General features: G+C 43.8%; 11 protein-coding genes. 5 read left to right on the top strand and 6 right to left on the bottom strand.

All coding sequences use genetic code 11. The features are described from left to right. The first annotated feature begins 32 nt into the window (after window positions 1-32). On the top strand, window positions 33-812 hold the full coding sequence (locus HG267_RS01945; protein ID WP_045869835.1) for a hypothetical protein: 780 nt from the start codon (window positions 33-35) through the stop codon (window positions 810-812). A gap of 350 nt (window positions 813-1,162) precedes the next feature. Here the strand turns inward: HG267_RS01945 and HG267_RS01940 are convergent, their stop codons facing one another. The 4 genes from HG267_RS01940 to acpP form a co-directional block, all read right to left on the bottom strand. Next, window positions 1,163-1,429 (bottom strand): hypothetical protein, encoded by a 267-nt coding sequence (locus HG267_RS01940; protein ID WP_045869834.1) that lies wholly within the window; start codon window positions 1,427-1,429, stop codon window positions 1,163-1,165. Between the two features lie 125 nt (window positions 1,430-1,554). Beyond that, window positions 1,555-3,567 (bottom strand): transketolase, encoded by a 2,013-nt coding sequence (tkt, locus tag HG267_RS01935; protein WP_045869833.1) that lies wholly within the window; start codon window positions 3,565-3,567, stop codon window positions 1,555-1,557. 540 nt (window positions 3,568-4,107) lie between these two features. Further along, entirely contained in the window at window positions 4,108-5,355 is a 1,248-nt protein-coding gene (gene fabF, locus HG267_RS01930; protein ID WP_045869832.1) for a beta-ketoacyl-ACP synthase II, read from the bottom strand. A gap of 177 nt (window positions 5,356-5,532) precedes the next feature. Then, window positions 5,533-5,784, bottom strand: coding sequence for an acyl carrier protein (gene acpP / locus HG267_RS01925; RefSeq protein WP_045869831.1), 252 nt, complete (start codon window positions 5,782-5,784; stop codon window positions 5,533-5,535). A 437-nt stretch (window positions 5,785-6,221) separates the two neighbouring features. On the opposite strand from acpP, the gene HG267_RS01920 reads away from it, so the two are divergent. Beyond that, window positions 6,222-7,127, top strand: a complete 906-nt coding sequence (locus HG267_RS01920) for a CoB--CoM heterodisulfide reductase iron-sulfur subunit B family protein (protein ID WP_045869830.1) — start codon at window positions 6,222-6,224, stop codon at window positions 7,125-7,127. Between the two features lie 652 nt (window positions 7,128-7,779). Here the strand turns inward: HG267_RS01920 and HG267_RS01915 are convergent. Continuing rightward, window positions 7,780-8,175: a hypothetical protein gene (locus HG267_RS01915; protein ID WP_045869829.1), complete on the bottom strand. Its 396-nt coding sequence runs from the start codon at window positions 8,173-8,175 to the stop codon at window positions 7,780-7,782. A gap of 545 nt (window positions 8,176-8,720) precedes the next feature. Continuing rightward, window positions 8,721-9,605 (bottom strand): hypothetical protein, encoded by an 885-nt coding sequence (locus tag HG267_RS01910; RefSeq protein WP_045869827.1) that lies wholly within the window; start codon window positions 9,603-9,605, stop codon window positions 8,721-8,723. A 223-nt stretch (window positions 9,606-9,828) separates the two neighbouring features. Here HG267_RS01910 and HG267_RS01905 point away from each other — a divergent pair, with 223 nt between their 5' ends. The 3 genes from HG267_RS01905 (at window position 9,829) to HG267_RS01895 (ending at window position 14,749) form a co-directional block, all read left to right on the top strand. Then, window positions 9,829-10,422 (top strand): hypothetical protein, encoded by a 594-nt coding sequence (locus tag HG267_RS01905; protein WP_045869826.1) that lies wholly within the window; start codon window positions 9,829-9,831, stop codon window positions 10,420-10,422. A 494-nt stretch (window positions 10,423-10,916) separates the two neighbouring features. Continuing rightward, a complete protein-coding gene (locus tag HG267_RS01900) occupies window positions 10,917-13,505 on the top strand; it encodes a CHAT domain-containing protein (RefSeq protein ID WP_045869825.1) in 2,589 nt (862 codons plus the stop codon). Between the two features lie 1,028 nt (window positions 13,506-14,533). After that, window positions 14,534-14,749: a hypothetical protein gene (locus HG267_RS01895; RefSeq protein ID WP_155539158.1), complete on the top strand. Its 216-nt coding sequence runs from the start codon at window positions 14,534-14,536 to the stop codon at window positions 14,747-14,749. Window positions 14,750-14,919: the final 170 nt, after the last annotated feature.

The following is a 14,919-nucleotide window of genomic DNA, read 5'->3' as shown; positions in this document are numbered from 1 at the left end:
ATTGCAGCTTAATATCTGAAAGGAGAATAGATATGCAGCTTCTGGAAGCTCCTAGCGTGACGGTCATTGCTGGTGAAAATGCGGTGACTGTTTCTCAACTACCTGCTGTGTGGCAAAATATCGCCAGAGGGGTGGCTGATGTGGGAATGTGCGATCCACAATGCTATGTTGAGATGGCGCAGTTGTTTCAATACAAATTGGAACATGGTGATGTAGACTTATTTAGCGATCGCCCAGATTTAGCTCACTTCAAACCTACTTTTTCTCAGTTATTTGGGCAGTTAGCCAGAGAAACCCTAGAATTCTACGGTCAAGATTTCCTGATTAGTAGCTATCCCAACTTTGCAGAAATTCTCCGCGATGTCGAGTCAAAGGGTGTAGAGTATGCCGATGAGGTAAAAGTAGCGCGCATTGGCATCGAACTTTTTGAAGAATTTGGTTATGAGTTACCCGCCAGCTTTTATCATGTCCATCTAGCGCCAATTTATCGAGATCATGTGTTTGAAGAACGCGCTTTAAGATTTGACAAGCGCGATATAGAACACAAACGTTCTTGGGATGCTGTATTACACGCGGGTAAAGTATTTGCTATCCAAATGAGGGTACAAAGCATTGCTGCTAAATACGGTTTTACCTATCAACATGGCTGTGGTTGCAACTCTCACCTTTCATCTATTGATGCATCGGCTGGGGCTTTTGCATACGAAATCAGCCCCCAAAAGCGTCAACGTTGGCTTCGTAGCTTCATTTGGACTGCTTGGTATGAGTACGCTTTCTTTGCGATCGTACCGAATACTATTTATCTAGTCTGAGGTTTATTACCTGAATTTCTCACCAGATTTTTGTTGGCAAATTTCTATAGCAATCCTATTGAATTCACCAAAATTGTAATACCACAAATTTTGAGAATTAATGCTTTAGGTAGATATTTGTTCTGCCTGTGAATTTTAAACTCGGGAGTGGTAGGACACTTATGTAATGACTCACACAAGCTTTTCCTCACATCATTGATGTGGGGATTTTATTTTTGTTGGGCGTGCGTAACGCACCGTCGCGTGGATGGTGCGTTAGGCGCTAGGATAGTTATTTCGTGACAAATTATATTGGAAATCAGCGCCTAACACACCCTACATTAATTTTATGTTTACTTGATAAATAAACTCTAATAAAAGTGATTATTTATATCCTCTTCTCCTTCAATCAATAACAAAGTCATCATATCTGCCTCAATAAAACTCGTTAATTTAAAATCAGACATAGCTTTCAAGTCCTCAATAGCAACTTTTTCAGAGTAGTATTTAAATATTATTTGAATCGCTTTATTTTTATCTAAATAATTTTGGTAGCTACTATCCTTTTGCATCAAATGTTCAACAATTTTTGATATTCTCTCCAACAGAGCTTCTTGATATCCATAAACTTCTGGCATAATATTCTTTGATTTTGAATCTATTACCCCAATTATAATTTCTCTTAATTCATTTACTTTGCCATTAAAAAAAGGCGGGCAAGATGCCCACCCTACAAGAGAATTCCAAGAATTTGCTGTTGCGATTAACCCAACAATTCTTTTGCTTTAGCTAATACATTATCAACACTAAAGCCAAACTTCTCTAGGACAACATTACCAGGCGCGGAAGCACCAAATGTATCAATACTAACGGTAGCGCCTTCACTACCTACATACTTGTGCCAGCCGAAGCTAGAAGCTGCTTCTACAGACAAACGCTTGGTGACGGCTTTTGGTAATACAGACTCTCTATAAGCTGCATCTTGTGCGTCAAACAAATCCCATGCAGGTAAGGAAACAACGCGAACTTTCTTACCTTCGGCTGTGAGTTTTTCAGCAGCAGTCACAGCGAGGCTCAATTCTGAACCAGTACCAATCAGGATGATATCTGGTGTGCCTTCGCTATCTACCACAATGTATCCACCCTTAGCTACACCTTCAATCGAGGTACCTGCTAAGTTAGGAACATTTTGACGGGTTAACGCTAACAAAGTAGGAGCATTTGCCTTTGCTCTCTCAATTGCTATTTTGTAAGCACCAGAGGTTTCTGTACCGTCTGCGGGGCGAAGCACTGTCAGTTTAGGAATAGCACGCAGGGAAGCCAGGGTTTCGATGGGTTGGTGGGTGGGGCCGTCTTCACCTTGACCGATGGAGTCGTGAGTCATTACCCAAATACTACCGGCTTGGGACAAAGCAGATAAGCGGATGGGTGCGCGCATGTAGTCTGTGAAGATCAGGAAGGTAGCGCCGTAGGGAATTAAGCCGGAACTGTGCAACGCGATACCATTGACAATTGCACCCATACCATGCTCCCGTACACCATAGTGGATGTTGGGGTTTTGGTATTGTCCTTTTTGGAAGTCGCCCTTACCTTTGAGTTCGGTTAAGTTGGAGTGGGTTAAGTCAGCGGAACCACCGATTAACTCTGGTAATACTGCCGCAAGTTTGTTGAGGCAAGTTTCGGAGTGTTTCCGGGTGGGTAGTCCTTTGTCTTCGGGGGTGTAGGTGGGTAGTACTTTATCCCAGCCATCAGGCAATTTACCGCTTAGGTAACGTTCAAATTCAGCTGCTTCTTGGGGATACTTAGCTTTGTAATCAGCAAAAGCTTTGTTCCATTCAGATTCGTAACCTGCACCACGTTCGACAGCTTTGTGAGTGTGGCTGAGGACATCTTGGGGAACTACGAAAGGTTCATATTCCCAACCCAAGTTTTTGCGGGTTAATGCAACTTCATCTGTACCCAAAGCCGCACCGTGAACGCCAGCGGTGTTGGCTTTGTTGGGGGAACCGTAACCAATGGTGGTTGTGACCTTAATGAAAGAAGGCTTATCGGTAACAGCTTTCGCAGCTTCAATTGCTTTGGCGATCGCATCTAGGTCGGTGTTGCCGTTCTCTACATGTTGAACGTGCCAGCCGTAAGCTTCAAATCGCTTAGAAACATCTTCGGTGAAGGCTACATCTGTAGAACCATCAATGGAGATGTGGTTATCATCGTACAGAGCAATCAGTTTGCCTAATCCCAAGTGTCCTGCGAAAGAACAAGCTTCACCAGAAACACCTTCCATGTTGCAACCATCACCCAAAATTACGTAGGTGTAATGGTCAACAATGTTGGCATCGGGTTTGTTGTATTTAGCCGCTAGGTGAGCTTCTGCGATCGCAAAACCAACTCCATTGGCAATCCCTTGACCCAGAGGCCCGGTAGTCACTTCTACACCAGCAGTCATGAAGTTTTCTGGGTGTCCAGGGGTTTTGGATTCCCACTGACGGAATAGCTTGATGTCCTCAATAGTTACACTGTCATAACCAAAAAGGTACAGCAGGGCATACTGCAACATCGAGCCATGACCAGCAGACAGGATGAAGCGATCGCGGTTAAACCATTTGGGATTTTTGGGATTAAACCGCATAAAGCGATCCCAAAGTACAAAAGCCATCGGAGCAGCGCCCATCGGCAGCCCTGGGTGTCCCGATTTTGCTTTTTCTACGGCATCAATAGCCAAGAAGCGAATCGAGTTAATAGATAGTTCTTCGAGGGATTGGGTTGCAACAGCCATAAATAAGATTGTTTTTAACGACGGGTTAGCACTCTTGGTAGCTCACACAGTTACCGGGGAGGCAAAAAAAGCTTGGATTTTGTCCAAATTGATTGCCTGATTGTTTTGACATTCCCCCTATTCTTATCATCCCACTGCCAATTGTTGATGGACAAGCGGGATATTTAGTGATGACTGTGATAAATCCAGCTAATAATTGGGTTGTTTTGAACCGTTGATTTAGTTGGAAATGAAATCGATGATACTGTTACCACCAACTTGCGGCAGAGCGACCAGCAGATAAATTGGTGATGTTCTAAAGAATTCCAGCAATTAAATTATCCAATTTTGAGAGCAAAGATCATAGGCAAAATTTGCTTTATCTGGGCATGGGGCATTGGGCATGGGGCATTGGGCATGGGGAAAATCAATTTTGGATTTTGGATTTGTGATTTTGGATTAGGTTTAAATCTAAAATCCAAAATCTAAAATCTAAAATTCCTGCTTCCTCCGCCTCCTCTGCTCCCACAGCAAAGGGATAATTTATTGACTAGAAGTCCCTTAGAGGTATTTCTTAAAGGCTAGGGTCACATTATGACCGCCAAACCCAAAGGAATTGGATAATGCCACGTTGACTTCTTGAGCGCGGCTGGTGTGAGGAATATAATCCAGGTCACACTCTGGATCGGGATTTTGAAGATTAATTGTTGGTGGAACTTGATCGTTGGCGACGGCCAGTACTGTTGCTACGGCTTCAATACCTCCAGAACCACCTAAAAGATGACCTGTCATTGATTTGGTAGAGCTGATGGCTACTTTATAGGCAGAATCGCCTAGGGCCTTTTTCATCGCAGCTGTTTCCGTGGAATCATTAGCTGGGGTACTGGTGCCGTGAGCATTGATATAGTTCACCATCTCTGGGGTTAGCTCCCCATCTTTCAGGGCTATTTCTATGGCTCTGGCTGCACCTAATCCACCGGGAACTGGGGAAGTCATGTGATAGGCATCACAGGTCATCCCATAACCGACCATTTCTGCGTAAATGTGAGCGCCTCGACTCAAAGCATGTTCGAGTTCTTCTAGCACCAAAATTCCCGCACCTTCACCCATGACAAATCCATCGCGATCGCGGTCAAATGGACGGCAGGCATTAGCTGGGTCATTGAGGGTTGAAAGTGCCCGGGCTGCAGCGAATCCAGCTACACCCAATGGTGTAATTGCTGCTTCACAGCCGCCGCAAATCATGGCTTTGGCATAACCCCATTGAATTTGGCGAAAAGCATCGCCGATGGCATTGGAACCTGCTGCACAAGCGGTTACAGAGCAGGAATTTGGCCCTTTGGCTCCGGTATGAATAGCTGTTAATCCAGCCGCCATATTGGCGATCATCATCGGAATCATGAACGGACTACAGCGATCGGGGCCGCGGTTTAGGTAGACTGTTTGCTGGTCTTCTAAAACCTTCAAACCGCCAATACCAGAACCAATAATTACACCGACCTGTTCTGCATTCAGTTCATTAATCTCTAAACGCGCGTCAGATATAGCTTGTTTTGCCGCTGACACCCCAAATTGGGAAAACCGATCCATGCGCTTGGCTTCTTTGCGCTCTAAATAAATATGTGGATCGAAGTTTTTGACTTCACCAGCAATGCGGCAATCATGGCGAGAGGCATCAAAAGCGGTGATGAAATCAATGCCATTACGACCGCTTAACAATCCTTCCCAATACTGTGCTGGTGTATTGCCAATTGGTGTAATCGCGCCAACACCAGTTACCACAACGCGTTTACGTTTATAATCTGTCATGACTCAGTTAAAGGTGGCGAGAAAGCAGCAAAAAGGTGACTAGTAATTAGGGACTGGGGGCTGGGGATTGGGGACTGGGTACTAGGTACTGGGGACTGGGTGAAAGATTTAAGTTAAATTTTTCCTGATCCCCAATCCCTAATCCCCGATCCCCAATCCCCGATCCCCAAATACCGTTCAGGCAGATGTAGGAGCTTTGCTGTTGATATAATCCACTGCATCTTGAACCGACAAAATCTTTTCAGCGGATTCATCGGGAATTTCAATATCAAATTCTTCTTCAAAAGCCATTACTAACTCCACGATATCTAAGGAGTCAGCTCCTAAATCATCAACAAATGTAGATATTGGTTTGATAGTATCGGCCTCAACACCTAGTTGTTCGACAACGACTTTCTTCACTCTTTCAAAAGTGTTCTCTTGGCTCATAGATAAAATTTCCTTAACCAGTTGCTATGATCTGTTCTTTGTGGGCGACATTGTTTTGAGCATATACATCTTATCGGAAAGCGCGATCGCCCGTATACTGCCACAAAGTTTTCCCAAAACAAAACCTGACCACGTGTAATTGCCGCATAAAACAACTCTTAATGAGCATTTAGGCACCAAACCATGCTAGATAATGCTGGGGATGTTACTGAGGCATTTTCTGCGTGAAAATTGCTCAACCTGCTCCTGGGGAGCAAGCTAGGGCAATAGAATTCGCAAGATAATTGCATATACTCTCAACATGTCTCTGTTTTGCAATTCTTACCGATTTTTTTTACAATGTCCAAATCCCGATACATAGCCTTCCAATGTACACTGGCAAGGGAAGATCAAAAATTTATTGTTGAGGGCAATTGTTCTCAACCTGCTATAGTTCTATGCTATCTCAAAGTCTAAAATACGCTTACTTTCCTGGTTGTGTTGCTCAAGGTGCTTGTCGGGAACTGTACCAATCAACTCAAGCTTTAACCAGGGCTTTAGGTATTGAATTAATTGAACTGAAAAAAGCCGCTTGCTGTGGTTCGGGTACTTTTAAAGAAGATTCCCAACTGTTAGAAGATACAGTTAATGCGCGCAATATTGCTTTAGCTGAAGAGTTGAATTTACCTTTACTAACTCATTGCAGCACTTGCCAAGGTGTCATCGGTCATGTTGATGAACGGCTCAAAGAATGTCAGACCAAAAATCCAGCATATATTGAGCAAGTGAATGGATTATTGGCAAAAGAAGGCTGTTTACCTTATCGCGGTAATACAGAAGTTAAACATCTGCTTTATGCCTTAGTCACAGATTACGGTTTAGCAGAGATTACCAAACGCGTTACCCGCAAGTTGAGTGGGCTAAAATGTGCGGCGTTTTATGGTTGCTATCTCCTCCGCGCCCAAAAATCCATGCCTTATGATGACCCCTTTAACCCAGAAGCGATGGAAAATGTGTTTCGGGCTGTAGGTGCAGAACCAGTTTATTACCGAGGACGCACACAATGTTGTGGCTGGCCTTTATCTAGTTACGCCACTACCGAATCTTTTCAAATGGCGGGGAAACATATTCAAGATGCTTTGGCGGCTGGTGCTGATTGTATGGTTACCCCTTGTCCTTTGTGTCATTTAAATTTAGACTCTCGTCAGCCAGAAGTAGAAAAGGTAATTGAAAAGAAGCTGGGTTTGCCAGTATTACATTTACCGCAATTAATTGCTTTGGCGTTAGGCGTTAGTCCTCAAGAATTGGGTTTAGATAAACATATTGTTTCGACAAAGCCAGTTTTGGAGAAATTAGGGTTTTAGGAATGGGTAATTGGGTTTTTGGTGTTTGCTATCAATTGCCAATTGATAAAAATGCTATTTCAGTAGAGACGCGATTAATAGCGCATACGTGTCAACTTAAGCTAAAAGCTATATAGGACGGGCTTTGTACAAAAACCCTCGCCCTCATCCCCTCACCCCTTCTCCCTCAGGGAGAAGGGGAATTAAATCTCTTGCTCCCCTCTCCTGCTGGGAGCTACGGTGTACACACAAGTACTCTCCGCATACGTTTCAGGGATTTCAACCCCCTTAAATTGTCATTGCGAGGAGGAACGACGAAGCAATCGCTTGGTGCTGGGATTGCTTCTCTTCGAGACGCTACGCGAACGCTTCGCTCGCAATGACAGGTTTTGAGCGATTTTTATCTGAGTTTAAAACTCCCTTCCAGGTAGGATTTCAAGACTTCTGTGTACACCGTAGCCTGCTGGGAGAGGGGCTGGGGGTGAGGGCAAAACCTTTGCACAAAGCGGGTTTCACGTTAAGTTGACACCAATGTTAATCGCGTCTCTACAACGCAGTGGGGATTAGAGGCAAAGGAGAAAGGTTTTGTATTTTCCCCTTCCCCTTTAACCTTTTCCCTTTTCCCAGATATCTAATGTTGATTGTTAACCGTCAACAGTCAACATCCGAAAGCTTATGCTGTTTCTATCGGCTCAACAGGTGGTTTCTCTACACCTGATTTTATGCGGGTAATAGTACCTTTGCGGATGCGATCGCTCTTTAGCACACCACCAGCTTGCACATATTCAGCGCTTTCTTTTCCGTATCTGCCAGCAACAGACATCAGCATATTTTCACATACAACGCTCAAGGTTTTTTCTAATTTGTCAATATCAGTTTTGGAGGCATCTATTACAGCCAAAGCTGTGTTATGAGCGTTGAGTTTATTGCGTAATTCTTCAATTATTTGCTGCATATTTTGCAAGCTGTTAGAACTGCCAAAATCAAGATTTGGATCAATAGCTTGCATTCCAGAAGCTCTCTGTAAAGCTTTTTCGAGAATCCGAGATGAGCGTTTAGGTAAGGTCATATAATAGCTTCACTCCTCATAAACTTTGCCACTACAGCACCGCGTAAATAAATCAACAATTCTCCAACAATGAAATGCTTTGCTGCATTCATTTTGAATTTTGCGGTGCTACTGTTAGCTTGTCTTAAAATAGGTGGATTTCGGTTCAGGGAAAATAACAAATTTTTAGCTTTTTTTAACAATATTTTGGGTGATAATTCTGTAATTATGCGTAATCTCTCGCGATCGCCTCTTAATGGCGAATTTCTACCAGATGAGTAGGTTGGGTTGGCGTAAGGAAACCCAACACCGAGATATCGGTTAAGCGTTTTGAAACCAAAATTGGTTTTGGGGAAAAGGTGAAAGGTTAAGGGTTAGGGATTTCCAAGAAATAAATTATTCCATCTTGTGGGGCGGGCAAGATGCCCGCCAAATAAACTGGGCGGACATCTTGCCCGCCCCACAATAAATACTAGGATATTTTTTTATTTGGAAGTCCCTTAAAGGTTTTTTCTTCCCCTTCCCCTTCCCCCTTCCCCGACAAGTTACGCTGCGCTTAACACAACTCAAGGAACGATAGTTTTAGAAACTTCTGGACTGCGAATGAGCAAATGTCCTTTATCACTGTTTTGAATAGCAATCACTGCTGGGCGATCGCTAGGTGTGGCATTTAGAGGTAAAGTTTGAAATAAATAAATCCAGCCGCCTCGTTCTAGCAGTAAGCGCCAAATTCTCGGTTGGTTGGGGTTGCTGGTATCAGTATCTTCTCTACCGCGTAAATCTTCAAATAGTCCTCTGTCACCAATGATTTTGTAACCTTTTAATGGCGGATCAGTAAACTCATCATCTAGTTTGCGTCCCGCGACAAATTTCTCTTCTGGTGATATTAGGGCAATTACAGGCAAAGTAGAATTTTGACTAGCATCTCTTCGAGCATCTGTAATGCCTTGCCACTTAGCTAACCAGAATATTGTAATTAAAACCCAAGAGACGATGACAATTTCATTGACTAAAGAACGCAAAAAATCTACAGAACGCAATTGTACAGAACTGTAGACCGCCAGAGAATTCAGCAATTTAGCTCTCTTTGTCTGCTGACGTTGGGTAGCGGGAATGATGCGACGTGATAGCAAGTGGTTGAGAGTAGCAACTACCGCTTCGCTGATGATTCTAATTAACCATAGGGTAATGTTAATGGCGATCGCAGTTAACAAAAAAGCGATCGCAGTTTTGCCAATCGCCCAACCATCCCCAAAGAAGATTTGTAGGGGAACCATGAGAAACGACTGTGCAGGTAAATCGAGGTTAGCAACTTCTAGCTGAAAAAAATAGAAATATGACCAACGATAAATCCAGCCTGCAAAGAACAGCGCCGCACCTAGTAAACCAAGTACACTTGTAAACTTACCTAAAATGTTCGGGTCTGAGGTGGGATTGGGGGCTGAACTCACAGAAGCACTCCAAAAGCAAGAGATTGGATAGAAAAAAGGCAAGGGGGCAGGGAGCAGGGAGCAGAGAGAAATAAGTAGTAAATATTTGACCCTTGACTCTTGACCCTTGACCCTTGACAATTCCTTAAATCAATCAAATTATTTTCCGTTATTTTACGGAAATTTGGTAAATAGTAAGGAAGTTAAACAAAGAATTAATACGTAATTAAACAGTGTTAAGACTATGACTGCTTTTTTTAAAGTAATAGTTGTGGGAGTCTTGGCAACAGCAGGAGTGCTGGCAGGAAACACCATATCTGCAATTGGTAAAGAAGTCAAGACAGGAAATGTTTTGCTAGCACAAACACCAGTACAATCAGAGTCAATCGCATTACCAATAGCTTTACCAGAGATGGCAGCTATTAATTTGAAGAAAGGCGGATCACAGAGTGGTCAGGTGGTTGGTATAGATGCTCAAGGGCAAAAATTAACGATTCAGCGTAATAGAAAAACTTACTTAATTCCTTTAAATCAAATTGAAAAAGTAGCATTTAGGAATAGTGCTAAAGCTTACAGAACTGATGGACGGATGATTATCCGGGGTGAAAGGCAACGTTACACAGCTAAAGTAATGACTTGGAGTGGTTTACCTTTAGATACTTTGAGGATTAAAAACCCTGTTCAAGGTCAAGCAGAAGTGAAGCTGGGGCCACCTGTAGTTTCTTCAGATTTATTATCTGGTATTCAGTCCGTGGCTAAAGATAGACAATATGTGGTGGAGCAAATCCAGTTTAATCCGCAAAAAAGAACAATGACGATTCAGGCGACACCGTATTAGGGGATGGGGAATGGGGAATGGGGAATGGGGAAGGGGGAATGGGGAATGGGTAACGTAGGGTGTGTTATGCCGTAGGCTAACGCACCTTCAACAATTCAAGGTGCATTGCACTTGATGCAATTGTCTTGCCACCCCATACAATCTGCATTACCACCCAATACAATCCCTATATCTAAATTTCTATCGTTGCATGAATTGACTTTTGTACAGACGCGATTAATCGCGTCTCTGCAACTTTTGACTTCCCAAAGGGGCTGATTCATTCCCTGTTCTCTCCCATCGCTAAAATAATTGGGCAAATTAATCTCCCATATTTTTTACTATGCCCAATGCCCAATGCCCCATGCCCAACCCAATACTTGTCGGTTAAGGGCAAAAGGGGAAGGGGAAAAGGGGTAAGAAAAAACCTTTAACCCTTACCCTTTCACCTTTTCCCCAAACCAAATTCCCAGTTGAAAATCCTTAACCGAGCAGTATTGATTCCCAACCCTTCTATGCAAAAAATTCTCACCAGTATATTAGCTGTAGGTATTTACCTAACACCCCTAACACTGACACTCATCGCTCAACCCAGTTGGGGACAAACTCAAAACCCCCAAGCACAAACAGCCGAAAACCTACTAGAACAGGCGATAGAAAAGAGACAACAACAGGAATATCAACAAGCAATACCTATATTTCAGCAAGTTCTGGTGATGCTACGAGAACTTAAAGACCAAAAACTTGAAGCACTCGTACTCAATAACCTAGGTTATTGCTACTCCGCATTAGGAGAAAAGCAGCAAGCACTGTCATTCTACAATCAAGCTCTGCCCCTTAGACGGGCGGTGGGCGATCGCTCTGGCGAAGCCACGACTCTTAATAACATCGGTTTAGTCTACAACGCATTAGGAGAAAAGCAGCAAGCATTGTCATTCTACAATCAAGCTCTGCTCATACTTCGGGCGGTGGGAGATCGCTCTGGTGAAGCGCTTACTCTCAATAACATAGGTGGAGTCTACAATGCATTAGGAGAAAAGCAGCAAGCACTGTCATTCTTCCAGCAATCTCTGCCCATACTTCGGGCGGTGGGCGAGAGATCAGGCGAAGCTGCTACTCTCAATAACATCGGTGCAGTCTACTCCGCATTAGGAGAAAAGCAGAAAGCACTAGAATTCTACAACCAATCTCTACCCCTGAGGCGGGCGGTGGGCGATCGCACTGGCGAAGCTGCTACTCTCAATAACATCGGTTTAGTCTACAACGCATTAGGAGAAAAGCAGAAAGCACTAGAATTCTACAACCAATCTCTACCCCTGAGGCGGGCGGTGGGCGATCGCACTGGCGAAGCGATTACTCTCAATAACATCGGTGGAGTCTACTACGAATTAGGAGAAAAGCCGCAAGCACTGTCATTTTTCAATCAAGCTCTGCCCATACTTCGGGCGGTGGGTGATCGCACTGGTGAAGCTGCTATTCTCAATAACATCGGTGGAGTCTACGACGATTTAGGAGAAAAGCAGCAAGCACTGTCATTCTACAATCAAGCTCTGCCCATATTTCGGGCGGTGGGCGATCGCTCAGGCGAAGCCAGAACTTTGGCTAACAGGGGTATTTTATTTCATAATACAAATCGCTCCACTGAAGCTATTACCGATTTAGAAAAATCTCTGCAAATCACTTTAGAAATGCGTCGGGGTTTACAGCAACAAAATCGCCAAAATTTTTTACAGGAATATGATTGGGGTGCAGCTTTAACCCATGTGCTGATTGAGCAAAAGAAAAATGCTCAAGCTTTTGAATGGGTGAATCTTTTCACTACTGCCGATTTAGCTGACTACAATCGCCTCATTAACGCCAAAGTTGCCAACCGCGAAGCACAACAAGCGATTGATAATTGGAATCAAAAAAATCAACAACTAGAATCGCGGCGACAACAACTGCAAAATCAGTTTTCTGAAACTTCAGCCCAAGAAATTCGCCAATTAGAAACCCAAGTCTATCAACAAGCCGAAGCAATATCCCGCAAGTTTCCCGAAGTTGCCGAACTATTTGAAACCACACCCGCAGATATTGCCAAGCTGAAATCATCCATCCCCTCTGGAACAGTGGTAATTCAACCTGTTCTATTGACAAATGTGGAGAATATACCAAAGTCTCTAACAATTTTTATCTTAACTAACAATAAATTAGATGTTATTAAAACAGAGATTAAGCCTGCAGAATTTGACAAAATTCTCACCCAATATCTAGAGCAAGTGCAGGATGATGGTGATGCTGGTTATGCAGAAAATAGCGTGAAATTGTATGATATTCTCATCCGCCCGATTGAAAAGACAATCCAGAAATTGCAACCCCAGCAATTGAGTATTATCGCCACTGGTAAACTCCGCTATCTGCCTTTTGAAACCCTGAGAGACAGTAAAACTCAAAAATATTTAATCGAAAAATATCCCGTCAATTATCTCACGCGCATTTCCACTCGTTCTCTACAACCGCTAAAGGAAACTCGCCAACCAAAAAAAGTCTTAGCTTTTGGTAATCCTATGCCCCGTGAATCACAAAATTTACCAGATGCAGAAACAGAAGTCAAAAGGATTCAGCAATTACTACCAGGAAGTGAAGCGTATATCGGTAGTGAAGCCACTTTCGCAAAGTTTGAAACTCAAGCCTTAAACTTTGATTTTTTGCATTTAGCAACTCATGGCTGCTTCCAAGACCAAGACTGTAAAACAATAAACTTAAAAAAGAATTCTTTGCTATTTGCCGATAAACAATTTGATATTGCTGATGCCGCATATTTAGGCTTACAAGGTACGCAATTACTTACTCTCAGCGCTTGTCAAACTGCTAAAGAAATTAATAATAAAGGTGCAGGAATTGCCGGAGTTGCCTATATATTTGAACGTGCTGGCGCGCAAGCCGTGATGGGTACTTTGTGGGCGGTTGAAGATAGCGCCACCAAAGATTTGATGATTGATTTTTATCAAAATCTCCAGCAAGGTAGGAGTAAAGGCGAAGCATTACAAAGAGCAAAGTTGAAGCAAATTGACCGTCATCCGTTTTACTGGTCGCCATTTATTTTAATTGGCGACGCACGATGAATAGCGTTTCGGAGAGCAAGAGATTTAGCGCTCTTTAATCATTCTCAGTAGATAAAAATCTAAACCCCTTATTATTCCGGACTTTTATGAATTTAGGCGTAGGTTGGGTTGAGGAACGAAACCCAACATCCAAAAACCTCGATATAGTTGGGTTTCACCGGGTTCAACCCAACCTACATTTATTTTCTCTCCCCAGAGCGACGGAAGAGCGTTAGTTCCCCTTCTCCTGCGGGAGAAGGGGTTAGGGGATGAGGGCGCGAGGTATTTGTACAACGCCCGCCCTATATAGCTTTTAGCTTAAGTTGACACCAATAGGCAGTACCCAGTGGTGTCAACTTAACGTGAAACCCGTTTGGTTGCAAGGTTTCGCCCTCACCCTGTGCCCCTCTCCCACAGGGTGAGGGGAGTAAGAGATTTAGTTCCCCTTCTCCTAGGGGAGAAGGGGTTAGGGGATGAGGGCGCGAGGTATTTGTACAACACCCGCCCTATATAGCTTTTAGCTTAAGTTGACACCAATGGGCACTGCCATACCCAGTGGTGTCAACTTAACGTGAAAACTGCTTGGTTGCAAGGTTTCGCCCTCACCCTGTGCCCCTCTCCCACAGGGCGAGGGGAGCAAGAGATTTAGTTCCCGCTATTACTGGCAGAGTACATGAGTTTTTGTTACTCTCCCACAGGGTGAGGGGAGTAAGAGATTTAGTTCCCCTTCTCCTGCGGGAGAAGGGGTTAGGGGATGAGGGCGCGAGGTATTTGTACAACGCCCGCCCTATATAGCTTTTAGCTTAAGTTGACACCAATGGGCACTGCCATACCCAGTGGTGTCAACTTAACGTGAAAACTGCTTGGTTGCAAGGTTTCGCCCTCACCCCCAGCCCCTCTCCCACAGGGCGAGGGGAGCAAGAGATTTAGTTCCCCTTCTCCTAGGGGAGAAGGGGTTAGGGGATGAGGGCGCGAGGTACAGACTCTTAGTGCAAAAAATTGGCTCGTTGGTTGTGAAGGAGATCTGGTTGTGAACGAAGGAGCGCTCATTGATAGACAACCCGATCGCGTTGGTTATGAAGGAACCGATGTTCTCTATGGATGAGCGCTCATTGATAGACAACCCGATCACGTTGGTTGTGAAGGAACCGATGTTCTCTATGGATGAGCGCTCATTGATAGACAACCCGATCACGTTGGTTATGAAGGAACCAATGTTCTCTATGGATGAGGCAATTTTGCTAAAGAAGGCTGATTTGGCGTAGATGCTGCATGGCTTGGTGGTAGAAATCGCAGTGAAGAGATAGAGTGCGAATCTTACAAGGTTAAGCGATCGCATTTTCTGGAGTAGTTATACCATTTTGAAACAAGACAGATGGGTAGGGGCACGGCACCAGTAAGATATTGGATATGCCAAAAGATTGTGGATGCCGTG

Origin of the sequence: Tolypothrix sp. PCC 7601 (assembly GCF_025677855.1) — a bacterium.
Lineage (GTDB): Bacteria > Cyanobacteriota > Cyanobacteriia > Cyanobacteriales > Nostocaceae > Aulosira > Aulosira diplosiphon.
The sequence above is the reverse complement of the archived record's forward strand: the minus strand, read 5'-3'. Positions and strand labels throughout refer to the sequence as shown.